Here is a 24,036-nt window from a genome sequence, read left to right as displayed (position 1 = left end):
TCAGCGGTGGGCGCGGAAGAAGTCCTCGAGCAGGGCGGCCGACTCCTCGGCGAGGACGCCCCCGACGACCTCGGGGCGGTGGTTGAGCCGGCGGTCGCGGACGACGTCCCAGAGGCTGCCGACCGCGCCGGCCTTGGGGTCCCAGGCGCCGAGGACGATCCGCTCGACGCGGGCGAGGACGGCCGCGCCGGCGCACATGGTGCAGGGCTCGAGGGTGACCACCAGCGTGCAGCCGTCCAGCCGCCACTCGCCGCGGGCACGGGCGGCCTCGCGCAGCGCGACCACCTCGGCGTGGCCGGTCGGGTCGGCGTCGGCCTCCCGCACGTTGCGACCCGTGCCGACCACCGCGCCGGAGGGGTCGAGGACGACCGCGCCGATCGGTACGTCGCCGGTGGCCAGCGCGGCGCGCGCCTCGGCCAGGGCGGCGAGCATGGGCCCGCGCCAGCGCAGTGCTGCGGTCACGCCGAGGTGAGCCCCACGGCGTCGTCGAAGAGCTCGCCGAACCCGAGCCGCCGCGCGACGTCGGAAAGCACCTCGTCGGGGTAGAGGTCGGGGTCGTCGAGCAGGGCGGCCAGGTCCATCGCGGGCACACCGAGGTCGCCCAGCAGGTCGAGGTCGCCGGCCGGGACCTGGTCGTCCTCGTCCTCGGGCATCGGCAGGCGCAGGAACTCCACCGCGGAGGTGGCCAGCTCCCACTCGTCGGCCGCGGTGATGTCGGAGAGCAGCACGCGCGTGCTCGGGCCCGCCACGCGCACGACGAGGAAGAAGTCCTCGTCGACGGCGACCATGCCGACGGCACCGGCGTCGCCGGGCAGGCGGCGCAGCCCGCTCGCCAGGGTCGTGACGTCGTCGAGGTGGTCGTGGACGAGCTCGGCGACGGTCCACCTGCCGTCCTCGCGGTACGCAGCCACGGCGAAGTCGACGGCGTCGAGCTGGTCGAGCGGGTCGGGCATGTCGTTCCTCCTCCGGCGCGGCGAGGGTGCGAGGTCCTCCAGCGTCGCAGACCCCTGCCGTGCGGCCAACCCCCTTCCGGTGGGGACCTCTAGAGTTCGGCCCATGCGCACCCACGTCGTGGACCACCCGCTCGTCGCCCACAAGCTGACCGTCCTGCGCGACGAGCGCACCGACTCACCGACGTTCCGGCACCTCGCCGACGAGCTGGTGACGCTGCTGGCCTACGAGGCCACGCGCGACGTGCGCGTCCAGAACGTCGAGATCCGCACGCCGGTCTCGCCGACCACCGGCGTCGCCCTCGCCTCCCCCCGGCCGCTGGTCGTGCCGATCCTGCGCGCCGGCCTCGGCATGCTGGACGGGATGATGCGCCTGCTGCCGACCGCCGAGGTCGGCTTCGTCGGCATGGTGCGCGACGAGGACACCCTCAAGGCCTCGACGTACGCCGAGCGGCTGCCCGCCGACCTCTCCGGGCGCCAGTGCTACGTCCTGGACCCGATGCTGGCCACCGGCGGCACCCTCGCCGCGGCGATCAAGTTCCTCACCGACCGCGGCGCGGACCACATCACCGCGATCTGCCTGCTCGCCGCCCCCGAGGGCTGCGAGCGGCTCGAGCGGGAGCTCGCCGACCTCGACGTGCCGGTCACGGTCGTCACCGCGGCGGTCGACGAGCGGCTCGACGAGAAGGGCTACATCGTCCCGGGCCTCGGCGACGCCGGCGACCGGCTGTACGGCGTCGCGGGCTGACCCGGCAGGCCAGCCGCCGTCCCTCAGCCGTCGGCCGGCCCCAGGGGCAGCTCGGCGACGACCTCGTGGCGCGGGCGGCGTCGCGGCCCCTCCCCCAGGTGCGACTGCACGAGCGTCACCCGGTCGGCCGTCCAGGCCGGCCCCGCGTAGGCGTCCAGCAGCCGCACCCACCGGGTGACCTCGGCCGGGCGGCCGAGCCGGGCCAGCGTGACGTGCGGGACGAACCGCTGGCCGTCGACCTCGACCCCGCTGGCCACCGCGGCCGCGCGGCACCCGACGGCCAGCCGGTCCAGCTCGGTGGCGCCCGGGTCGTCGAGGTCGAGACCGGTCCACAGCACCCGCGCCCGGGCGGGGTCGGGGAAGGCGCCGCCCCCGGCGACCCGCGCCGCGAACGGGGTGCGCCGCGCGGCGGCCGTGCCCAGCCGCTCCACGAGCTCGTCGAGGCAGCGGTCGGGCACGCTGGCGTAGAACGCGAGCGTCACGTGCAGCTGCTCGGCCGAGGCCCAGCGGAACCGGCCCGCGTCGCGCCGCGGCTCGAGGAACTCCTCGAGGTGCTCGAGGGCGTCGTCGGGCGGGACCAGGGCTGCGAACATCCGCACGCCGCGAGGGTACGACGGGGTGGCAGCCGCCTGCGGCCGGCGGCGCCGGGCGGCGTACGTTGAGGGGCGTGAGCGAGGGGGCCTGGGACGAGATCGTGCGGCGGTTCCTGCTCGAGCACCGCTTCGGCATGGACGAGGTCGTCACCAAGCTCTCGATCCTGCGCGACGAGTTCGCCCACCTGCACGACTACAACCCCATCGAGCAGGTCAGCTCCCGGCTCAAGTCGCCCGAGAGCCTGCTGGAGAAGATGGAGCGGCGCGGGATCGACCTCGACGGACCCGACCCGCTGTCGCTGGTGCGCGAGCGGATCACCGACGTCGCCGGCGTGCGGGTGACCTGCAGCTTCGTCTCCGACGTCTACCACGTCGTCGACCTGCTGATGGCCCAGGAGGACGTCCGCACGCTCGAGCTGCGCGACTACATCGCCGAGCCGAAGCCCAACGGCTACCGCAGCCTGCACGCGCTGGTCGAGGTGCCGGTCTTCCTCTCCGGCGGCACCGTCCCGGTCGTGGTGGAGGTGCAGTTCCGCACCATCGCCATGGACTTCTGGGCCAGCCTCGAGCACAAGATCTACTACAAGTACCGCCGCGACGTCCCGGCCGAGCTGCTCGTCGGGCTCAAGGAGGCCTCGGACACCGCCTACGCGCTCGACGCGACCATGGAGCGGCTGCACCAGGAGGTGCAGGGCCTCGAGCCGCTGGCCGGTGGGCTGGTCGAGCGCCTCCGGTCCGGCCCGGGGTCGTTGCCGGCGACCGACCTGATCGACTCCCTGCGCCGCCTGGGGAGCGCTCAGACGTCGACGTCGAGGAGCGACCCGACCGCGTAGGTCACCGCCATCGCGAGCAGTCCGCCGCTGACGTTGCGGACGACCGCGCGGCCGGGCGGTGCGTGGCCCAGTCGCGCGCTGCTCCACCCGGTGAGCACCAGCGCCAGCGCCACCGCGAGGACGGTCACCGCCACCCGCGCGCCGGCCGGGACGAGCAGGATGGTGAGCAGCGGGAGCAGCGCCCCTACCGTGAACGCCGCCATCGAGGCGAGCGCCGCCCGCCAGGGGCTGGTCAGGTCCTCGGTGTCCAGGCCGAGCTCGGCCTCGGCGTGCGCGGCGAGCGCGTCGTGCGCGGTCAGCTGCTCGGCCACCTGGCGGGCGAGGTCCTCGGTCAGTCCCTTGCCGACGTAGATCCCGGCCAGCTCGGCCAGCTCGTCCTCGGGGTCCTCGCGCAGCTCGCGCTCCTCCAGGGCCAGCAGCGCCTCCTCGGAGTCGCGCTGGGTGGAGACCGAGACGTACTCCCCGGCGGCCATGCTCATCGCGCCGGCGAGCAGACCGGCGCTCCCGGCGACGACGATCGCGCCCCGGTCGGTCGTCGCGCCGGCGACGCCGACCACGATGCCCGCCGTGGAGACGATGCCGTCGTTGGCGCCGAGCACGGCGGCGCGCAGCCAGTTCAGCCGACCCCGCAGGCCCCCGCCGTGCGGCTCGCGCTCGTGCGGCCCGGGGGCGGGTGGCGGGGTGGGGCCCGGGGTGGGGCCCGAGGTGGGGCCCGAGGTGGGGCCCGAGGTGGGGCCCGGGGTGGGGATCGGCCGGCCCTCGGCCACTCAGTCGACCGCCGTCGAGCGCGGCGCGCCGTACATCAGGTGGTGGTAGTCGGGGTGGCGACCGATCCAGCCCTTGATGAAGGGGCAGATCGGGAGCACCTGGCGGACCCCCTCGGCGCGCACCTCGTCGAGCGCGGTCCGCGCCAGCGCCGACCCGACGCCGCGGCCCTCGAAGCGCCGGTCCACCTCGGTGTGGGTGAAGACGATGATCTCGTCGGTCAGCTGGTACTCCGCGAAGCCGGCCGGCTCACCGTCGACCGTCGCCTCGTAGCGGCTCTTGCCCGGGTTGTGCGTGATCGCGACACCAGTCATGCCCCGAGCGTAGTGAGGGTCCGCCCGGGACGGACGGGTGCGGCTGGGTCGGACGGGTGCGGCAGGGTCGCCGGGCGGTGGCGGTTCTCCGGCCCGCGCCCCGCCCGGCACGCCCCAGCTCGCTCAGAGGCCGAGGTCGCGGCCGATGAGCTCCTTCATGATCTCGTTCGAGCCGGCCCAGATCCGCGAGACGCGGGCGTCGCGCCAGGCGCGGGCCACGCGGTACTCGTTCATGAACCCGTAGCCGCCGTGCAGCTGCACGCAGTGGTCGAGGATCCGGTTCTGGATCTCCGAGGTCCACAGCTTGGCCTTGGCCGCGTCGGTGGGGGTGAGCTCGCCCTTGTCGTGCAGCTCGACGCACCGGTCGATGAAGGCCTGGCTGACGTCGATCTGGGTGTCGATGTCGGCCATCAGGAACTTGTTGTGCTGGAAGGAGCCGACCGGGGCGCCGAACGCGGTGCGCTCCTTGGTGTAGGCGACGGTCTCCTCGAAGATCTGCTTGGCGTGCGCCAGGTTGCAGATCGCGCAGCCGAGCCGCTCCTGGGGGAGCTTCTGCATCATGTGGATGAAGCCGGAGTCGACCTCGCCGATGATGTGGTCGTCGCCCAGGCGGACGTTCTCGAAGAACAGCTCCGCAGTGTCGGACTCGGGCTGGCCGACCTTGTCCAGCTTGCGCCCGCGGCTGAAGCCCTCGGCGGTCGCCGGGATCGCGAACAGGGTGATGCCGCGCGCCTTCTTCTCCGGGCTGGTGCGCACGGCGGTGACGACCAGGTCGGCGGAGTAGCCGTTGGTGATGAAGGTCTTCGAGCCGTTGATGACCCAGTCGTCGCCGTCGCGCACGGCGGTGGTCTTCAGCGCCGCGAGGTCCGAGCCGCCGGAGGGCTCGGTCATGCCGATCGCCAGCAGGATCTCGCCCGAGGCCACCCCCGGCAGCCAGCGCTGCTTCTGCTCCTCGGTGCCCAGCTCGACGAGGTACGGCGCGGTGATGTCGGCGTGGATGCCCCAGCACGACCCCAGCGCGGCGTTGACCTTGTTCAGCTCCTCCATCAGGACGGCGTTGAAGCGGTAGTCGCCCGCGCCCGCGCCGCCGTACTCCTCGGGGATCTCCAGGCCGAGGAAGCCCTGCTTGCCCGCCTCGAGCCAGAACTCCCGCGGGATCGCCTTCGCCTCGGCGTGCTCCTCCACGTGGGGGAGGACCGAACGCTCGAGGAACTCACGGACCGAGCCGCGGAACGCCTCGTGGTCCTCGTCGTAGATGTCGCGCTTCATGGCGGCGATCCTACTCGCCAGTAGCACGCCCGGACAGGTGACGGGTGACCCGTGGACGGAGTGGGTAACGGGAGCGCCCGGGGGCGCTTCTCCGCGCCCTGGGATTCGATCGATCCAAAGCCACCACCACGAAGGGCACCACATGACCGAGGTCTGGCCCGGCCAGCCGTACCCCCTGGGTGCGACGTTCGACGGCACCGGCACGAACTTCGCCCTCTTCAGCGAGGCCGCCGAGCGCGTCGAGCTCTGCCTCTTCGACGAGGACGGCACCGAGACACGCATCGACGTGACCGAGGTCGACGCATTCGTCTGGCACTGCTACCTCCCGGCCGTCCAGCCCGGCCAGCGCTACGGCTACCGCGTGCACGGCCCGCACGACCCGGCCGAGGGACAGCGCTGCAACCCCAACAAGCTGCTGCTCGACCCGTACGCGAAGGCCACCAGCGGCGACATCGACTGGGACCAGGCGCTCTTCGGCTACGACTTCGGCGACCCCGACTCCCGCAACGACCTCGACTCGGCCGCCCACATGACCAAGGGCGTGGTGATCAACCCGTTCTTCGACTGGGAGGGCGACCGGCCGCTGGGCATCCCCTACAACGAGAGCTTCATCTACGAGGCGCACGTCAAGGGCCTGACCCAGCTGCACCCCGACATCCCCGAGGCCCAGCGCGGCACGTACGCCGGCCTCGCGCACCCCGCCGTCACCGAGCACCTGCAGAAGCTCGGCGTGACCGCGATCGAGCTGATGCCGGTCCACCAGTTCGTGCAGGACAGCACGCTGCTGGAGAAGGGGCTGCGCAACTACTGGGGCTACAACACCCTGGGCTTCCTCGCCCCGCACGCCGACTACGCCTCCACGCGCGAGCCCGGCCAGCAGGTGCAGGAGTTCAAGTCGATGGTCAAGGCGATGCACGCCGCGGGCATCGAGGTGATCCTCGACGTGGTCTACAACCACACCGCCGAGGGCAACCACATGGGCCCGACGCTGAGCTTCCGCGGCATCGACAACCAGGCCTACTACCGCCTCGTCGACGACGACAAGCGCTACTACATGGACTACACCGGCACCGGCAACAGCCTCAACGTCGGCCACCCGCACTCGCTGCAGCTGATCATGGACTCGCTGCGCTACTGGGTGACCGAGATGCACGTCGACGGCTTCCGCTTCGACCTGGCCTCGACCCTGGCCCGCGAGTTCTACGAGGTCGACCGGCTGGCGACGTTCTTCGAGCTCGTCCAGCAGGACCCGGTCGTCTCGCAGGTCAAGCTGATCGCCGAGCCGTGGGACATCGGTCCCGGCGGCTACCAGGTCGGCGGCTTCCCGCCGCAGTGGACGGAGTGGAACGGCGCCTACCGCGACACGGTCCGCGACTTCTGGCGCGGCGAGCCCGCGCTCGGTGAGTTCGCGAGCCGCCTGGCGGGGTCCTCGGACCTCTACGAGCACTCCGGCCGGCGACCCTTCGCCAGCATCAACTTCGTCACCGCCCACGACGGGTTCACGCTGCGCGACCTGGTGTCGTACAACGAGAAGCACAACGACGCGAACGGCGAGGACAACAACGACGGCGAGAGCCACAACCGCTCCTGGAACCACGGCGTGGAGGGCCCGACCGACGACGAGGGGATCCTCACCGCCCGGGCGCGCGAGCAGCGCAACTTCCTGGCCACGCTGCTGCTGAGCCAGGGCGTGCCGATGCTGCTGCACGGTGACGAGATGAGCCGCACCCAGGACGGCAACAACAACACCTACGCCCAGGACTCCGAGATCGCCTGGATGCACTGGGACCGCGCGGACACCGCGCTGCTGGAGTTCACCGCGGCGATCGCCCAGCTGCGCAAGGAGCACCCGACGTTCCGCCGCAAGCGCTTCTTCACCGGGCGCGAGGTGCGCACCGGCGACGGCGAGCGCCTCAACGACATCGTCTGGCTGCACCCCGAGGGCCGGCCGATGGAGGACGGCGACTGGGAGGGCGGCCAGCAGGTCATCGGCATGTACCTCAACGGCGACGGCATCGCCGGCAAGGACGAGCGCGGCCAACGGATCGTGGACGACCACTTCCTGCTCTACTTCAACGCCGACGGACCCACCGACGTGGTGCTGCCGGCCGACGAGTACGCCGACGCGTGGGACGTCGTCGTCGACACCGGTCGCGACAGCGACGCCACGGGCCTCCAGCCCGGGTCGACCCTCTTCCTGGAGACCCACAGCCTCGTCGTGCTGCGCCAGCACGCCGCCCCCGAGGCCGAGGTCGACACCTCCGTCGCCGCCTCCGTCGCGGCGCTGATCGAGAGCGAGCAGGAGTGAGCACGGAGGGCAGGCACCGCGACGCCGGACCGGCGGACGGGCAGCGGGTCCCGGTCAGCACCTACCGGCTGCAGATCAGCGAGGACCTCGACCTGTTCGAGGCGACCCGCCGGCTGGGGTACCTGCGCGACCTCGGCGTCGACTGGGTCTACCTCTCCCCGCTGCTCGCGGCCGAGCCCGGCAGCACCCACGGGTACGACGTCGTGGCGCACGACCACATCGACCCCTCCCGCGGCGGCGAGGCCGGCCTCGCCGCCCTCTCGGCCGAGGCCAGGCGGCTCGGCATGGGGGTGCTCGTCGACATCGTGCCCAACCACGTCGGCGTGGCGACCCCGTCGGAGGACGCCTGGTGGTGGGACGTGCTCAAGCACGGCCGCGAGTCCGAGCACGCCTCGGCGTTCGACATCGAGTGGGCGGCCGGCGACGGCCGGATCCGGGTGCCGGTCATCGGCGACGACGACCTCGAGGACCCGGCCGCCGAGGGTGGGCGGATCCGCAACCTGCGTGTCGTCGACACCCCCGACGGCGCCGAGCTGCTCTACCACGACAACCACTACCCGGTGGCTCCCGGCACGTGGACCGAGGGCGACGACGCGAACGACGTGCACGCCCGCCAGGCCTACGAGCTGGTCCACTGGCAGATGGCCGACGAGAACCTCAACTACCGACGGTTCTTCGCGATCAACACCCTCGCCGCGGTGCGGGTGGAGGACCCCGAGGTCTTCGCCGAGTCGCACAAGGAGATCCGGCGCTGGTTCGAGGAGGGGCTCGTCGACGGCCTCCGCGTCGACCACCCCGACGGCCTGCGGGACCCCAAGCGCTACCTCGACGACCTCGCCGAGCTCACCGGCGGCGCCTACGTCCTGGTCGAGAAGATCCTCGAGCCCGGCGAGGAGCTGCCCGAGACCTGGGCCACCGCCGGCACCACCGGGTACGACGTGCTCGCCCACATCGACCGCGTGCTCACCGACCCGGCCGGCCAGGAGCCGCTCGACGACCTCGAGGCACGGCTGCGCGGCGGCCGCGTCGACTGGCACCGGATGATCCACGGCACCAAGCGGGAGGTGGCCGACGGCATCCTCAACAGCGAGGTCCGCCGGATAACCCGCGAGGTGCGGCGGATCGTCCCGGCCGGCCCCGACTCGACCACCGAGCGGGTCGTGGACGCGCTCGCCGAGATGCTGGCGTGCTTCCCGGTGTACCGCTCCTACCTGCCCGAGGGCCGCGAGCACCTCGACCAGGCCTTCGCCGCGGCGCGCGAGGCTCGGCCGGACCTGGACGCGACGTTCGACGTGCTCCTGCCCGTGCTGGGCGACCCGTGGACGCCGCCGGCCCGGCGCTTCCAGCAGACCAGCGGCATGGTGATGGCCAAGGGCGTCGAGGACTGCGCGTTCTACCGGTACTCCCGGCTCACCTCGCTCAACGAGGTCGGCGGCGACCCGAGCGTCTTCTCCCTCGACCCCGCGACGTTCCACGAGCACATGACGGTGCGCCAGGGTCGCTGGCCGCACGCGATGACCACGCTCTCCACCCACGACACCAAGCGCGGCGAGGACGTGCGCGCCCGGATCACCGCCCTCGCCGAGGTGCCCGGGGCGTGGGAGCAGACGCTGGACCGGCTCCTGGAGCTGGTGCCGCTGCCCGACCCCGGTTTCGCCTCGCTCCTGTGGCAGGCCGTCGTCGGCGCCTGGCTGCCCTCCGACCCCGACCTGCGCGACCGGCTGCACGGGTACGCCGAGAAGGCGATGCGCGAGGCCGGCGACCGGACGACGTGGACCGACCCCGACGAGGCGTACGAGGCGGCGGTCCACGCGGCCGTCGACGCGGCGTTCGACGACGAGGAGGTCCGCACGACCATCGAGGCGTTCCTGCCCCGCGTCGTCGGGCCGGGCTGGGTCAACGCGCTGTCGGCGAAGCTGCTGTCGATCACGCTCCCCGGCGTCCCGGACGTCTACCAGGGCAGCGAGCTGTGGGAGCAGTCGCTGGTCGACCCCGACAACCGCCGCCCGGTCGACTTCGACGCCCGCCGCACGATGCTCGAGATGGCCGAGTGGTCCCCGCTGGGCGAGGCGCTCGACGACCCGGGCTCGGCGAAGCTGCGCGTGGCCCACGCCGCGCTGACGCTGCGCCGGGACCGGCCCGAGCTGTTCGGCTCCTACGCCGCGGTGCCGGCGACCGGCTCGGCCGCCGACCACGTGCTCGCCTACGACCGCGGCGGCGCGATCGCCGTCGTCACGCGGCTGCCCGTCGGCCTGGCCTCCCGCGGCGGCTGGGGCGACACCACCCTCGACCTGCCGCCGGGCCGTTGGCGCGACGTCGTCACCGACCGGCCGGCCTCGCCCCGGCTGGCGGAGCTGCTCGACGGGTACCCCGTCGCCCTGCTCGTCCAGGAGGACTGAATGACCCGAGGCACGACCCCCACGACCCGCACCCCCGCCCGGGGCCCCTTCGACCTGTGGGCCCCCAAGCCCTCCCGGGTCCGTCTCGCCCTCGGCCCGGCCGACGCCACCGAGGTCGTCGAGATGACCCGGGGCGACGACGGCTGGTGGGCGCCGGCCGAGCCGGTCCCCGCGGGCGGCGAGGTGGACTACGGCTACCTCGTGGACGACTCCGGGACGGTGCTGCCCGACCCGCGCTCGCGCCGCCAGCCGCAGGGGGTGCACGAGCGGTCGCGCACCTACGACCCCGCGACGTACACCTGGGGCGACGCGGCCTGGACCGGCCGCCAGCTGCCGGGCTCGGTGGTCTACGAGCTGCACGTCGGCACCTTCACCCCCGAGGGGACCCTCGACGCGGCGATCGGCAAGCTCGGCCACCTGCGCGACATCGGCGTGGACCTCGTCGAGCTGCTGCCGGTCAACGGCTTCAACGGCACCCACAACTGGGGGTACGACGGCGTGCTGTGGCACACCGTCGCCGAGCAGTACGGCGGCCCGGCGGCGTACCAGCGCTTCGTCGACGCCTGCCACCAGGCGGGCCTCGGCGTCGTGCAGGACGTCGTCTACAACCACCTCGGGCCGAGCGGGAACTACCTGCCGGTCTACGGGCCCTACCTGACGAGCGGGCGCAACACGTGGGGCGACTCGGTCAACCTCGACGGCGAGGGCTCGGCCGAGGTGCGGCGCTACATCCTCGACAACGTGCGGATGTGGCTGCACGACTACCACGTCGACGCGCTGCGGCTCGACGCCGTGCACGCGCTCGAGGACGCCTCGCCGGTCCACCTGCTCGAGGAGATGGCGATCGAGGTCGCCGCCCTGTCGGCGCACCTGCGCCGTCCGCTCACGCTGATCGCCGAGTCCGACCTCAACGACCCGAAGCTGGTCACGCCCCGGGAGGCCGGCGGCTACGGTCTCGACGCCCAGTGGAGCGACGACTTCCACCACGCCGTGCACGTGGCACTGACGCGTGAGACGTCCGGCTACTACGCCGACTTCGAGCCGCTGTCGGCGCTGGCGAAGGTGTGCGAGGAGGGCTTCTTCCACGCCGGGACGTGGTCGTCGTTCCGCGAGCGCGAGCACGGCGTGCCGATCGACACCGAGCACATGCCCACCTGGCGGCTCGTCGTCGCCAACCAGAACCACGACCAGATCGGCAACCGCGCCGTCGGTGACCGGATCGCGGAGGTGCTCGACGACGACCAGCTCGCCTGCGCGGCGCTGCTCACCCTGGCCGGGCCGTTCACGCCGATGCTGTTCCAGGGCGAGGAGTGGGCGGCCTCCTCGCCGTTCCAGTTCTTCACCTCCCACCCCGAGCCGGAGCTGGGCAAGGCGACGGCCGAGGGCCGGATCTCGGAGTTCGCCAAGATGGGCTGGGACCCCGCGGTCGTGCCCGACCCCCAGGACCCCGAGACGTTCCGGCGCTCCCAGCTGGACTGGACCGAGCTCTCCTCCGGCCGGCACGCCGTCCTGCTCGACGTCTACCGCCGGCTCGGCGAGCTGCGCCGTACCGTCCCCGCGCTGACCGACCCCGCGTTCACCTCGGTCTCCTGCACCGCCGACGAGGGCACGCGCGTCTTCACGATGGAGCGGGCGGGCACCCTGATGGCGATCAACTTCGGCGACTCCCCCGCCGACCTCACGGTCGACCCGGACCTCGCCGTCCTCTTCGCCACCCCCACCGGCGCCGAGCTGCTGCCCGGCGGCGCGCTCTCGCTGCCCCCGCACGTCGGGGTGCTGCTGGGGTAGGTGGTGCTGGTGGGACGCGCAGCGGCCCTCAGCGCCGGACGAGCAGCTCGTCGACCCAGGCGGGGACGAGCTCGCCGGCACGGCCGTGGCGGGTCTCGTCGAAGAGGGTGGTGACCTCGCTGGCCTGGAGGTTCAGCTCCAGGGTGCGGGCGCCGTACGTCGCGGCCTGCTGGACGAACCCGGCAGCGGGGTAGACGGCGCCGGAGGTGCCGATCGAGACGAACAGGTCCGCGGACTCCAGCGCGAGGTAGATGCGGTCCATCTCGTAGGGGATCTCGCCGAACCACACCACGTCCGGGCGCAGGTCGGGCACGCCGCAGCGGGGGCAGGGCGGCAGGTCGGAGAGGTCCTGCTCCCACCGCGAGCGGCCGCGGCAGGCGCGGCAGACCGCAGAGAGCAGCTCGCCGTGCATGTGCAGCACCCGCTGGGAGCCGGCCCGCTCGTGCAGGTCGTCGATGTTCTGGGTGACGACGAGCAGGTCGTCGCCGAGCTCCTCCTCCAGGCGCGCGAGCGCGTGGTGGGCCGGGTTCGGACTCACCCCCGACAGCGCGGCCCGGCGGGCGTCGTAGAAGCGGTGCACCACGAACGGCTGCGCGTCGTAGGCCTCGGGGGTCGCGACGTCCTCGACCCGGTGGCCCTCCCACAGCCCGTCGGCGTCCCGGAAGGTCGGCACCCCGCTCTCGGCGGAGATCCCGGCCCCGGTCAGCACCACGACCCTCATGACGACCTCAGCTCCATGCCTGGAGTGTGTCACCTGCCACGAGCGGAGCGGGGTCAGCCCACGAGCCGGTACCGCAGCCGGACGTCGAGCCCCTCCACCGCGCGGACCGACGCCTCGACCGGCGTGGGCCGGCCGCCGTCGGGCGGGGTCGCGGTGCAGGCGACGGACTCACCGACGACGCCGACCAGCTCGGACTCGCAGACCACCTCGCCCACGACGTACTCCTCGCGGGTGAGGCCGTCCAGCACTGTCCGCGCGACCTGGTCGGCCGGGAGCACCGGCGCGGTCTCGAACACGGGACCGGCGTCGGTCTGCTCGACGACGGTCGCCCGGACCGTCGCCAGGTCCCGGCGCACCGCCACCCGGCAGTCCTGGGTGGCTCCCACCTCGGCGGCGAGCGGCCCGGCGCAGCGCACGTCGACGCGGACGCGCTCGTCTGCGGCCGGGTAGAGCGCGGCCACCTCGGACTCGAGCCGGTCGGTGGGCAGCTCGGCGTCCTCGCTCCCGCAGCCGCCGAGCGCAGGCCCGCCGAGGCCCGCGAGGAGCAGCGCGGGCAGGACGGCGGCGAGGGAGGGGCGCACGGGGGCTCGGTGACCGGTGCGGCTCAGTAGTACCAGGGGTAGGCCGACCAGTCGGGCTCGCGCTTCTCGAGGAACTGGTCGCGGCCCTCCTGCGCCTCGTCGGTCATGTACGCCAGGCGGGTGGTCTCGCCGGCGAAGATCTGCTGTCCCACCAGCCCGTCGTCGATGGCGTTGAAGGAGAACTTCAGCATCCGCTGCGCCGTCGGGCTCTTGCCGTTGACCAGCCGCCCCCACTCCAGCGCGGTGGCCTCCAGCTCGGCGTGCGGCACCGCACGGTTGACGGCGCCCATCCGGACGCCGTCCTCGGCGGAGTACTCCTGGCCGAGGAAGAAGATCTCGCGGGCGAACTTCTGGCCCACCTGGCGGGCGAGGTACGCCGAGCCGAACCCGCCGTCGAAGGAGCCGACGTCGGCGTCGGTCTGCTTGAACCGCGCCTGCTCGAGGCTGGCGATCGTCAGGTCGCACACGACGTGCAGGCTGTGCCCGCCGCCGGCCGTCCACCCGGGGACCACGCAGATGACGATCTTCGGCATGAACCGGATCAGCCGCTGCACCTCGAGGATGTGCAGCCTCGCGAGGCGTGCCTTGTCCACGGTGACCCCGGCGTCGTCTCCCTCGACCCCGTCGGCCTTCTCGTACTGGTAGCCCGCGCGACCGCGGATCCGCTGGTCGCCGCCGGTGCAGAACGCCCACTTGCCGTGCCGCTCGCCCGGCCCGTTGCCGGTCAGCAGCACGCAGCCCACGTCGCTGGTGGTCCGGGCGTGCTCGAGCACCCGGAGCAGCTCGTCGACGGTGTGCGGGCGGAAGGCGTTCAGCACGTCGGGCCGGTCGAACGCGACGCGGACCGTCCCGTGCGCCCGCGCGCGGTGGTAGGTCAGGTCGGTCAGGTCCTCGAAGCCCGGGACGACGTCCCACAGCTCGGGGTCGAAGATCTCCGACACGCCGTCGATCGCACTCATGCGCCCGACCCTAGCCGCGGCGCGACGGCGCCCCGGAGGAGGACCGGGCGGAACAGGGTGGGCCCGGAACGGGTTCTGGTAGGTCATGGACCTCCTTGACGGCGAGTACGAGCCCAGCCCCGACCAGTGGGTGCGCGACCAGGTCGAGACCTACGAGCGCACCGGCGGCCGCGAGGCGCACACCCTGATGGGCAAGCCCGAGTGGCCGATCGTGGTGATCACCTCGCAGGGCGCCAGGAGCGGCAAGCTGCGCAAGAACCCGGTGATGCGGGTCGAGAAGGACGGCGTGTACGCCGCGGTCGCCTCCAAGGGCGGCGCGCCGGAGCACCCCAGCTGGTACGCCAACTTCCTCGCCCACCCGGTCGTGCAGCTCCAGGACGGACCGGAGCCCGCGCTCTACCGGACGCGCGTCGTCACCGGCGCCGAGCGCGCGGAGTGGTGGGAGCGCTGCGTCGCGCAGTACGCGCCGTACGCGGAGTACCAGGAGAAGACCGACCGCGAGATCCCGGTCTTCCTGCTCGAGCGCGTCGAGGACTGACGCCCGGGCGGGTCAGCCCACCCGCGCCATCGTCTGAGCGAGCCCGACGAGGTGGTCGAGCCGGGCGAGCTCGGAGTCGAGGAACTCCGGGCCGCCGCGGCGGCCGATGACGACGATCTCGTTGCCGTCGAGCCGGACCGCGGCGTAGATCGTCACGTCGTCCCCGTCGACCTCGAGCCGCTCGGTGCGGTCGATCTCGACGAAGTCCAGGTCGTCGGGCGCCGCCTCGGTGCTGTGCCGGACGCCCAGCGCGCGGTGGATGCGGACCGCCCAGTCGCAGCGGAACGTCACCGGCAGCAGGTCCACGCAGCGGTCGACGGCCTTCGCCGGGTCGGCCGTCAGCTCCTCGACGGCCTCCAGGTCGAGCACCAGGTTGCCCCCGGCGGCGTACCGGCTGATCCAGACGACCTCCACGCCGTCGATCTGGTTGCAGGCCGAGACCACCGAGTCGGGCATGGCCCCGCCGGACATCTCGAGCAGCACGTCGTCGAGGGCGGTGCCGTCGTGGCGCTTCTCGACGATCTCGATGGCCTCGATGTCGCCGCCGGCCTCACCGATCGCGGTGGCCAGGCGCCCCAGCGACCCGGGGACGTCGGGCAGCTCGACGCGCAGCAGGAAGGGCATGCTCGCGACCCTAGTGCGCCGACGTTGCGCCCTGGTTTCTCCCGCTCACGCCTCGGGCCGGCGTGTCGCGCCGCCGCGGGCGGCCTGGAGCCGCTGCCGCAGGCCGGTGGCGCGCTGCGCGCGGGTCTCGACCGCGGCCCGCACCGCGGCCTCCGAGCCCACCACGCGCACGTGCCGCTGGGCCCGGGTCACCGCGGTGTAGAACAGCTCCCGGCTCAGCAGCCGCGACCCCTCCTCGGGCAGCAGCACCGTGATCCGCCGCGCCTGGCTGCCCTGGCTCTTGTGGATGGTCATCGCGTGCATCGTCTCGACCGCGTCCAGCCGCCCGGGGGCGAAGTCGTGCAGCCCGCCGGACCCGGCGATCCAGGCGCGCACGCGCCCGTCGCCACCGAGCACCACGGCGCCGGTCTCGCCGTTGTAGACCTCGAGCGCGTGGTCGTTGGTGGTCACCAGCAGCGGCCGGCCGACGTACCACTCCTGGTGCAGGTCCTGGCCGATCTCCTCGGCGAGCCACTGCTCGACGGTCCGGTTCCAGACACGCACCCCGAAGGGGCCCTCGCGGTGCGCGCAGAGCAGCCGGTGCTCGTCGAGGGCGCGTACGGCGGCGGCCGGGTCGCCCCGCTCGGCGGCCCTCCGCACGGCGAGCGCCGAGGCCAGCGTGTCCGGGCGCAGCACGCTCGCAGGGTCGTCGGTCTCGACGAACTCGACCTCCGCCGAGGGCTCCCGCAGCGCCGCCAGCACCTCCTCGGCCGTGCCGGTGCGCAGCGCCTCGGCCAGGGTCTTGATGTCCTGGGTGGAGCGGTAGTTCTCGGTCAGGGAGACCACCGGCGAGGCCGGGTCGCCCTCGTGCCCCGCGACGAGGTCGGAGAGCACCGCCCCTGCGCCGACCGAGGTCAGCTGGCGGGGGTCGCCGACCAGCAGCAGCCGGGCCTGGGGCCGGACCGCCTCGAGCAGCCGCGCCATGAGCGTCAGCTCGACCATCGAGGACTCGTCGACCACGACCACGTCGTAGGTCAGCCGGTTGGTCCGGTCGTGCCGGAACCGGGTCGCGTTGTCCGGTCGCCAGCCCAGCAGCCGGTGCAGCGTCATCGCGTCCAGGCGGCGCAGCCGGTCGCGGTCCTCGGCCGGCAGGCCGGCCAGCTCGGTCTCGACCGCCTCCTGCAGCCGGGCGGCGGCCTTGCCGGTGGGCGCACTGAGGGCCACCGAGAGCCGCTCGCCCCGGGCGGCCGCCTGGTCGGCCAGGACCGCGAGGATCCGGGCCACCGTGGTGGTCTTGCCGGTGCCGGGGCCGCCGGTCAGGACGGTCGTCCACTGGCGCACGCTGCGCTCGGCCGCCTCGCGCTGCTGGGCACTGAGCCGGCCGGCGCCGACCCGCTCGAGCGCGGCGGCCAGCGCGGCCTCGTCGACCTCGGACGGCCGCTGCCCGGCCCGCGCGACCAGGTCGTCGCAGACCTGCTGCTCGAGGCGGTGGTAACGGTCGAGGTAGAGCAGGCCGTGCTCGAGACGCAGCGCGCCCTGCGCCGCCAGCCTCGAGCCCGCCACCGCGCGCAGCCACGCCCCGGGCTCGGGCCAGTCCAGCTCGGGCGCGACCTCCGGTGCCGTCGCCAGGTCGACCGCCACCGAGCCGTGGCGCACGGCGCGGACGGCGAGGGCCAGGGCGAGCAGGACCAGGTCGGCGTCCGGCCCGGCGTCCGGCCCGGTCTCGCCGGCGAGGTCGGCCACCCGGGTGGCGACGTGCAGGTCGCCGGCCTCCAGCAGGCCGGCCCGGTTGAGCTCGGCGAGCGGTCCGGTCGCCCCGAGCGCCAGGCGCGGGTCCTGCTCCCCCACGGGCTCGAACAGCTCGGTCATGGCTGGATCTTCCCGTCGAGGAGGTCGGACAGCTCCGTCACGAGCGCCACCGGCGGCCGCCAGGAGAAGATCCCGCACGGCTCGCCGTCGACCAGCGGGGTGTCCGCCCCGCACATGCCGCGCAGGTAGAGATAGAGCACGCCGCCGAGGTGGACCTCCGGGTCGTAGCCCGGCTGGCGCCAGCGCAGGAACCGGTGCAGCACCGCGGCGTACAGCAGCGCCTGGAGCGGGTAGTCGGAGTGGCCCATCGCGGCGTCGAGGGCCTCGGGGCGGTAGGCGTGCGCGGTGAGCGGCTCGTCGACCGGGCCGAGCCAGTTGGTCTTGTAGTCGACGACGACGTACCTCGGGCGCTCCTGCTCGTCGCGCAGGCGGAGCACGACGTCGACCGACCCGGTCAGGTAGCCGCGCAGGCTCTGACCGCCGAGCGCCGGCTGGTCGAGGGCGTCGGCGTAGGCCCGCACCGGGTCACCCTCGGGCAGGTGCCGGCGCAGCAGGGGTGCGAGGTCGCCGAGCCGGGCGTCACGTCCGGCGGCCAGGTCGCCTCCGGAGAGGGGGAGCTCGAAGTCCATCTCCCGGAGCCGGTCGCGCAGCGGCACCTGCCGCAGGGTGGTCGGCGCGAGCGGGCCCATCGGGGAGTCGCACACCGCGACCAGGGCGTCGGCGAGCTCCTCGGGGTCCAGCGGCACGGGCCACCGCACGAGCTGCTCGCGGACGTGGCCGAGCAGCTCCGCGCGCAGGTCCGGGGCGTCCGGGTCGGCGTGCTCGAGGACGGCGTGGACGAGGGAGCCGAAGGTCGCGCCCACCGGCAGCCCCGCCATCGGCGAGGGCACGGAGCCCTCGGCCGGGCGCGGCGTCGGGACCGGGACGTCCGGCTCGTCCTCCTTCGCGACCACCTCCGGCTCGCTGGTCACCCCTCCCGGGCCGGCGGAGGCGGCGACCACGTCCACGCGGGTGAGGGCGGAGTACGACGTGCGCCGCCAGGCCACGTCGACCTCGCGCTGGAAGCGGCGGGCCGCCAGCGCCGGCAGCGCCGGGCGGACGGGGTCGGCGCCGGGGTCGGCGTGGACCGCCGCCTCGACGGTCGGGCCACCGGCCGCCTCCCAGCGCGCGAGGAACTCTGCGGCCTCGTCGTCGGTGCGGTTCGCGAACTCCGCCGGCACCTCGGCCATGCCCGGCCGGCGGCCCAGGACCATCCGGTGCAGCGGCGAGCAGGGGGTGTTGCGGGTGGGCGACCACCAGGCGACGACCTGCGACCGGGCGCGGGTGAGGGCGACGTACAGCAGCCGGAGGTGCTCGGCGGCCTCCTCCTCGGCCCACCGGCGGACGTGGTCGTCCCAGTCGTCCCCTCCGGGTCCGCCGACCGCGAGGCAGCGGCGCCCCTGGGCGTCGTGGAAGAGCGGCATGGACGGCTTGGGGACGTTGCGGTCGGCGAGGGCTGGCAGGTAGACGACGGGGTACTCCAGGCCCTTGCTGGCGTGGATGGTCGCGAGCTGGACCGCGGCGGCGTCGGAGTCCAGCCGCCGGGTGCGCTCCGCGCCGCGGCCCTCCCGGGCGTCGGCGACCTGGCCGCGCAGCCAGGCCAGCATCGCGACCAGCCCGAGCCGCTCGGTGAGCGCCGCCTCGTGCAGGGCCTCGCCGAGGTGGCGCAGGTCGGTGAGCCGGCGCTCGCCGCCCACCTCGGCCAGCACCCGGGCCGGGAGGCCCGCGACCGTGGCGGCCTCCAGGACCGCGGCGACGCCGCGCCGGGTGAACACCTCGACCCAGGACCGCAGCGTGTCGGCGACGTCGTCGGTGAGCCGGTCGCCCCCGGCGTCCAGCTCGGTCGCGGTGTGGCCGAAGAAGCAGGTCAGGGCCGCGGTCCGGACCCGGGCGCTGCGGTGCGGCTGCTCGAGGGCCTCCAGCAGCTCCAGCCACTCGGTGGCCGCCGGGGTGGCGAAGACGCTCCCGCCCCCGGCGATCACGGCGGGGACGCCCAGCTCGTGGAGGGCGGCTCGGCAGGCGGCGAGGTCGGCGTGCCGGTAGCTGATGACGGCGACGTCCCGAGGCTCCAGCGGCCGGCCCTCGAACGTCGCGCCGGAGGCGAGGAGTCGCCGCACGTCGAGCGCGAGGTCGCGTGCCACGTGGGGGCGGGTCTGGCTGACGTAGAGCGGCGCGGTGCCGCGTCGGCCGAGCTGGTCGCGGCGCAGCACCCGGAGCCGGAACGGCGCGGTGCTCGGCGCCCCCGCGAGGCGCGAGCCGGGGTGGTGGTGGGTGACGTCGTGCACGACGATCCGGGGGTCGCCGAGCTCGGCCCCGCGCAGCACGGTCTGGAACGCGTCGAGGAGGTGCTCGTCGCTGCGCCAGTTGACCGGCAGCGTCTTGGTGGTGGTCGCGGTCGCCGCCGCGTGGAGGTACGTCGTGACGTCGCCGCCGCGGAAGGCGTAGATCGCCTGCTTGGGGTCGCCGATGAGCACCATCGTGGCGTGGCCGGTGAACGCCCGGTCCAGCACCTGCCACTGCACGGGATCGGTGTCCTGGAACTCGTCGACCAGCACGATCCGCCACCGTTGGCGCATCCGGGCTCGGGCCGGCGCGTCGGGGTGCTCGAGGGCGTCGGCGAGCTGGGCGAGCAGGTCGTCGTAGGAGAGGACCCCGAGCCTGCGCTTGCGCCGCTCCATCTCCGTGCGCACCGCGCGGGCGAAGGCGACGCGCCGGCCCGCCGGGGTCGAGCGGTCCTCCTCGGCCGGCTCGAGGCGGGCCTGGGGGTCCCTGACGACGGCCCGGGCGATGCCCATCGCCTCCGCCCGGCTGAACGCCGGGGCGGTGTCGGCGAAGGCGAACGCCCGCAGGTAGAGGTCGTCGACGACCTCGGTCAGCAGGTCGTCGAGGTCCTCGACGAGACGGGCCCGAGCGTCGGTGTCGCCCGCGACCCCGAGGGAGCCGAGCACCATGGAGCAGAACTGGTGGGTGGTGGCGATCGTGGCGCCGTCGAACCCGGCGAGCGCGTCGGTCACCCGGCGGTGCCGCAGCGCCCGCTCGTCGGCGTCGCAGTCCAGCAGCAGCTCGATGAGCGCGGACGGCTCGGCCGGCGCGAGGGTGGGGTCGTCGGCGAGCGCGCGCTCGGCCTCGACCAGCTGGCCGCGGACGCGCTCGCGCAGCTCCTGGCTGGCGGCCCGACCGAAGGTCACGACGAGCATCTGCTCCAGGGGGCAGACCCCCTCCGCGACGTACCGGGTCACCAGCGCACCGATCGTCCACGTCTTGCCGGTTCCGGCGCTCGCCTCGAGCAGGGTGGTCCCGGTGGGCAGCTGGTCGCGGATGTCGAAGGCCGTCGTGCTCACAGCGCGGCCACCCGCTCCCCGCCGGTGAGCAGCGGTTCCCAGACCAGCCAGGCGTACGTCGCCAGGCCGGCGTCGAGCAGGACCGACAGCGGCGCGCGCTCGCCCCACACCCGGACGTGGTGGGGGTCGGCGTCCTCCCCCTCGATGCCCCAGCTGTTGCCCGGGTCGGTGCGCCACGCCCGCTCCGCGGCCTGGTCGGGGGAGCGGTCGTTCCCCATCAGCTCCAGGACGCGTGCCTCCGCCCAGGCGTGGGCGGTCAGGACGGGGATCGGCAGCGGGCGGGTCAGCCCGAGGTCCATCAGCTCCACCAGCTCGCGGAGCCGGTCGACCGCGCGGTGGTCGACCGGGCCGGCGAGGGCGCGCTTGGGCCCGGCCTTGTCCCGGCCGACCGCGTGGGCGGTCCAGTGCTCGTCGGGCCGGCCGGCGCTCAGCGCGAGCAGGTCGACCCAGGAGGCCAGCCGCTGCTTGGCCTTCAGCCGGGAGTAGCTCAGCGTGACGATCCGGGTGCCGTGCACCCGCTGCACGACGCCGGAGAGCCGGCGGCCGTCGCCGAGCGGCACGTCGACGTCGAGGCTGCGAGCGGGGCCGGTGCGCAGGTCGGTGGTGCTGGCCCACAGCTTCTGGGACTCCTCGACGACCTGGGTCAGGGACGCGTGCCCGAGCCGGCCCGGTGGCAGCGAGCCGCGCAGCTGCTCGGCGGTCATCACCGCCGCGGCGTCCTGCCCGGCGAGCAGCTCGTTCAGGAGCCGGTCGCCGACCTCCCACGAGCGCAGCCCGTCGAGGTCGACCGGGATCGCGTCGCTGACCTCCTCGGCCGCGCGCGGCGTGCCGATGTCGAGCCGTCGGCGCAGGAAGGTGCGGACCGGGTGCCGCAGGAAGTCGTGGAGGTCGGCGAGCGCGACGTCGTCGGTGTCGCGCTCGGCCAGCGGGGCCGCGAGGAACACCGGGCGGGGGTGGCGCTCGCCGAGCGCCGCGCGGGCGCCGGCCAGCGCGGGCTCGTCGAACCCGAACGGCCCGGCCACGCCGAGCGCGCCGTCGGCGAAGTTGCGTGCGTCGTAGGGCTGCAGCGGGTGTCGCACCAGGACCTGGTCGCGGACCGGCGCGGCGGCGGTGCGGTCGAGCGCGTCGAGCACCTCGCCCAGCGGCACCGCGGGCGGGCGGGGGGCACCGGAGTGCTCGTTGGCGCCGGTGTAGGTGACGACCAGGGTCTCCGAGGCCGCGATCACCGCGTCGAGGAGCAGCTGGCGGTCCTCGCTGCGCGGGTCGCGCTCACCGGTGCACGGCCGACGGGCCAGCACGTCGTCGCCGTCGACGGACCCGGTGCGCGGGAAGACGCCGTCGTCGAGGCCGACCAGGCAGACCACCCGGTGCGGCACCGACCTCATCGGGACCATGGTGCAGACCGTCAGCGTGCCGGTGCGGAAGTTCGCCCGGGTCGGCCGGCCGCCGAGGCGGGACTCCAGCAGCGCCCGGACGTCGGCCAGCCGCAGCGGCACGTCCGCGCCCGACCCGGCCGCCTCGACCGCGCGCGCCAGCTCGCGCTCGAGCTGGGGCAGCTGCCAGGCGTCCTCGAGCGGTACGTCGGTCAGCGCGCGGACGCCGTCGTGCAGCGCGGTCATCCACTCCCCCACGAGCGCCGCGGAGCCGAGCGCCCGCAGGCACTCCTCCAGGCGCGCCAGCAGCTCGGCGAACCGGCCGACGAGGTCGATGTCGCCGCTGCCCACGTCGTCCAGCGGCAGCCCGCGACCCAGGTGCCGGTGGTCGTCGCCGCTCATCACCACGCCGAGCAGCACCCGGTCGAGGCCCGCGCGCCACGTGTTGTGCGCGAACCCGCTCATCGCGAAGCCCGCGCGTCCCTCCGCGTCCAGGCCCCAGCGCACGCCGGCGTCGCCGACCCAGCGGGTCACCCGGGCCACGTCGTCGTCGGTGAGCCGGAACCTGGCGCGGACGGCCTCGGCCGAGACCAGGTCGAGCACCTCGCTGGCCGTCACCCGGCCACCGGCGAGCGCGACGAGCCGGGCGGCGACCGACAGCAGCGGGTTGGTGCTGGTCAGGGCGCGGTCGGCCAGCCGGACGCGCAGCCGGTGCGCGGGGTGCCCGTGGTCGTCGGGCACCACGTCGGCCAGGCCGAAGCCCGCCGAGACCAGCGGGGCGTAGGTCTCGATGTCCGGGCACATCACGAGGATGTCGCGCGGCTCGAGCGTCAGGTCGTCGGCGAGGAGGCCGACGAGCACCTCGCGGAGCACGTCGACCTGTCGTGCGGGTCCGTGGCAGGCATGGACCTGCACGCTGCGATCGTCGGGGGCCGGCCGTCGGGCCGCCCGCTCCGCGGCGTCGGGGGCCGCGTTGGCGCGGAGGTCGTGCTGCAGCCAGCCGAGCAGGGTCGCGCCCGGGGCCCCCGCCGCCGCGGGGTCGGTCGCCGCTGTCTCGTGCTCCTCGACGTCGGCGGCGGCCAGCGCGCGCCGCAGCTCACGGGTGTCGCGCCCGAGGGAGGCGAGCAGCGGGTGCCGCACCCGCAGCGCGGTGTCGTCCTCGGCGCGGGCGACGGGGCCGCCCACCCCGGCGAGGTCGCGCCACAGGGCGGGCGAGGGCTGCGGGAGCCACAGGTGCACCTCCCGGTCGGTGCCGAGGGCGGAGAGCAGCTCGACCTCGGTGACCGGCAGCCGGGTGTGGCCGAAGAGCGAGAGCCGGTCGGGCAGGTCGAGCCCGTCACCGCCGGCCCGGAGGGCGGCGAGCGTCGCCTCGTGGCGGACGTCCGGCGGGTCGACCGGGACCCGCTGGAGCAGGCGTCGCCACAGCTCGGGCTGCCAGCGCAGGTCCTCGTCCAGCGGCGCACCCGCACCGTCGGTGTCCCGCCCCGCGCGCCAGTCGGCCACGAGCGAGGGCCGCTGGACGGCGTACGACGCGAAGAGCCCGGCGAGCCGGCGGGCGACCGACCAGCGCCGGTTGCGCCGCAGGGCCGCCTCCTCGCCCTCCAGGCGGTGGCCGAGGTGGGCGGCCAGCGTCGCGCACCAGGGTTCGTCGAGGCTGTCGTCGATCACCCCGAGGAGCGGCCACACCAGCCGGTCGGGGTCCCACGGGTCGTCGCGGTCGCGGTCGAGCAGCAGCCCCACCAGCGACCGCGGGCTGAGGAAGCGGACCCCCGCGCAGACCCCGTCCCCACCGCCCGGCGACGCGCCGAGCCGGTGCGAGAGGCGCTGGGTGAGCCAGCGCTCCACGCCCCTCGCCGGGACCGCGACCACCTCCTCGGCGAAGGGGTCCGCGAGCGGGCGCGACAGCAGGTCGCCGAGGGCGTCGGCGAGCTGGTCGGTCCGCGGCGCGGAGTGCAGGTGGAGGGGCACGCGGCGCAGCATGCCACCCGGCGCCGACAGGGCCGGCGCCGTGGCCGGGGTGCGCCGTCGGAACCGCGCGATTGAACGATTGCGGCGGGTCCCGAGGCCAGGAACCGGTCAGAACCGCGCAATTGAACGATTGCGGC

Annotated in this window: 19 protein-coding genes; 6 read left to right on the top strand and 13 right to left on the bottom strand. The window is 74.3% G+C overall.

What is annotated here, in order from left to right:
* Positions 1-432 (bottom strand): nucleoside deaminase, encoded by a 432-nt coding sequence (locus AB0N29_RS08770; RefSeq protein ID WP_302271758.1) that lies wholly within the window; start codon positions 430-432, stop codon positions 1-3.
* Positions 433-458: 26 nt separating this feature from the next.
* A complete protein-coding gene (locus tag AB0N29_RS08765; protein WP_302269085.1) occupies positions 459-953 on the bottom strand; it encodes a tRNA adenosine deaminase-associated protein in 495 nt (164 codons plus the stop codon).
* Positions 954-1,056: 103 nt separating this feature from the next.
* Here AB0N29_RS08765 and upp point away from each other — a divergent pair, with 103 nt between their 5' ends.
* Entirely contained in the window at positions 1,057-1,698 is a 642-nt protein-coding gene (gene upp / locus AB0N29_RS08760; protein WP_364865874.1) for a uracil phosphoribosyltransferase, read from the top strand.
* 23 nt (positions 1,699-1,721) lie between these two features.
* On the opposite strand, the gene thpR is transcribed toward upp, so the two are convergent.
* On the bottom strand, positions 1,722-2,291 hold the full coding sequence (gene thpR / locus AB0N29_RS08755; protein WP_302271757.1) for an RNA 2',3'-cyclic phosphodiesterase: 570 nt from the start codon (positions 2,289-2,291) through the stop codon (positions 1,722-1,724).
* Positions 2,292-2,365: 74 nt separating this feature from the next.
* Between thpR and AB0N29_RS08750 the strand changes: the two genes are divergently transcribed.
* Positions 2,366-3,124, top strand: coding sequence for a GTP pyrophosphokinase family protein (locus tag AB0N29_RS08750; protein ID WP_302269083.1), 759 nt, complete (start codon positions 2,366-2,368; stop codon positions 3,122-3,124).
* Here the strand turns inward: AB0N29_RS08750 and AB0N29_RS08745 are convergent.
* The 3 genes from AB0N29_RS08745 to AB0N29_RS08735 all read right to left on the bottom strand — a co-directional run bounded on the left by AB0N29_RS08745 (position 3,088) and on the right by AB0N29_RS08735 (position 5,472).
* On the bottom strand, positions 3,088-3,891 hold the full coding sequence (locus tag AB0N29_RS08745; RefSeq protein ID WP_364865871.1) for a VIT family protein: 804 nt from the start codon (positions 3,889-3,891) through the stop codon (positions 3,088-3,090). The genes AB0N29_RS08750 and AB0N29_RS08745 overlap by 37 nt on opposite strands.
* On the bottom strand, positions 3,892-4,203 hold the full coding sequence (locus AB0N29_RS08740) for a GNAT family N-acetyltransferase (protein WP_364865869.1): 312 nt from the start codon (positions 4,201-4,203) through the stop codon (positions 3,892-3,894).
* A 123-nt stretch (positions 4,204-4,326) separates the two neighbouring features.
* A complete protein-coding gene (locus AB0N29_RS08735; protein WP_302269080.1) occupies positions 4,327-5,472 on the bottom strand; it encodes an acyl-CoA dehydrogenase family protein in 1,146 nt (381 codons plus the stop codon).
* A gap of 142 nt (positions 5,473-5,614) precedes the next feature.
* On the opposite strand from AB0N29_RS08735, the gene glgX reads away from it, so the two are divergent.
* Genes glgX through treZ form a run of 3 tightly spaced genes read left to right on the top strand, consistent with a single transcriptional unit; the run spans position 5,615 to position 11,967 of the window.
* Positions 5,615-7,780, top strand: coding sequence for a glycogen debranching protein GlgX (gene glgX, locus AB0N29_RS08730; RefSeq protein WP_364865866.1), 2,166 nt, complete (start codon positions 5,615-5,617; stop codon positions 7,778-7,780).
* A complete protein-coding gene (gene treY / locus AB0N29_RS08725) occupies positions 7,777-10,179 on the top strand; it encodes a malto-oligosyltrehalose synthase (protein ID WP_364865863.1) in 2,403 nt (800 codons plus the stop codon). The genes glgX and treY overlap by 4 nt, the downstream gene beginning before the upstream one ends.
* Entirely contained in the window at positions 10,180-11,967 is a 1,788-nt protein-coding gene (gene treZ / locus AB0N29_RS08720) for a malto-oligosyltrehalose trehalohydrolase (protein WP_364865860.1), read from the top strand.
* Positions 11,968-11,995: 28 nt separating this feature from the next.
* On the opposite strand, the gene AB0N29_RS08715 is transcribed toward treZ, so the two are convergent.
* The 3 genes from AB0N29_RS08715 to AB0N29_RS08705 are packed head-to-tail and all read right to left on the bottom strand — an operon-like array spanning position 11,996 to position 14,228.
* On the bottom strand, positions 11,996-12,688 hold the full coding sequence (locus AB0N29_RS08715; protein WP_364865857.1) for an NAD-dependent deacylase: 693 nt from the start codon (positions 12,686-12,688) through the stop codon (positions 11,996-11,998).
* Between the two features lie 53 nt (positions 12,689-12,741).
* A complete protein-coding gene (locus AB0N29_RS08710; protein WP_302269072.1) occupies positions 12,742-13,269 on the bottom strand; it encodes a DUF4333 domain-containing protein in 528 nt (175 codons plus the stop codon).
* Between the two features lie 23 nt (positions 13,270-13,292).
* Complete coding sequence (locus AB0N29_RS08705) at positions 13,293-14,228, bottom strand: 1,4-dihydroxy-2-naphthoyl-CoA synthase (RefSeq protein WP_364865854.1); 936 nt, start codon at positions 14,226-14,228, stop codon at positions 13,293-13,295.
* Positions 14,229-14,313: 85 nt separating this feature from the next.
* Between AB0N29_RS08705 and AB0N29_RS08700 the strand changes: the two genes are divergently transcribed.
* The gene (locus AB0N29_RS08700) at positions 14,314-14,766 is read left to right on the top strand and encodes a nitroreductase family deazaflavin-dependent oxidoreductase (RefSeq protein ID WP_302269070.1); all 453 of its coding nucleotides are present in this window, start codon (positions 14,314-14,316) and stop codon (positions 14,764-14,766) included.
* 12 nt (positions 14,767-14,778) lie between these two features.
* On the opposite strand, the gene AB0N29_RS08695 is transcribed toward AB0N29_RS08700, so the two are convergent.
* Genes AB0N29_RS08695 through recC form a run of 4 tightly spaced genes read right to left on the bottom strand, consistent with a single transcriptional unit; the run spans position 14,779 to position 23,899 of the window.
* On the bottom strand, positions 14,779-15,390 hold the full coding sequence (locus AB0N29_RS08695; protein ID WP_302269069.1) for an ACT domain-containing protein: 612 nt from the start codon (positions 15,388-15,390) through the stop codon (positions 14,779-14,781).
* A 45-nt stretch (positions 15,391-15,435) separates the two neighbouring features.
* The gene (recD, locus tag AB0N29_RS08690) at positions 15,436-17,238 is read right to left on the bottom strand and encodes an exodeoxyribonuclease V subunit alpha (protein WP_364865851.1); all 1,803 of its coding nucleotides are present in this window, start codon (positions 17,236-17,238) and stop codon (positions 15,436-15,438) included.
* A complete protein-coding gene (locus AB0N29_RS08685; RefSeq protein ID WP_364865849.1) occupies positions 17,235-20,558 on the bottom strand; it encodes a UvrD-helicase domain-containing protein in 3,324 nt (1,107 codons plus the stop codon). The genes recD and AB0N29_RS08685 overlap by 4 nt, the downstream gene beginning before the upstream one ends.
* Positions 20,555-23,899, bottom strand: a complete 3,345-nt coding sequence (gene recC, locus AB0N29_RS08680; protein ID WP_364865847.1) for an exodeoxyribonuclease V subunit gamma — start codon at positions 23,897-23,899, stop codon at positions 20,555-20,557. The genes AB0N29_RS08685 and recC overlap by 4 nt, the downstream gene beginning before the upstream one ends.
* Positions 23,900-24,036 lie beyond the last annotated feature (137 nt).

The sequence above is a fragment of the Nocardioides sp. NPDC092400 genome, from assembly GCF_040684155.1.
Lineage (GTDB): Bacteria > Actinomycetota > Actinomycetes > Propionibacteriales > Nocardioidaceae > Nocardioides.
Note: the sequence above shows the minus strand (reverse complement) of the source record. Positions and strands in the feature narration are given on the sequence as shown.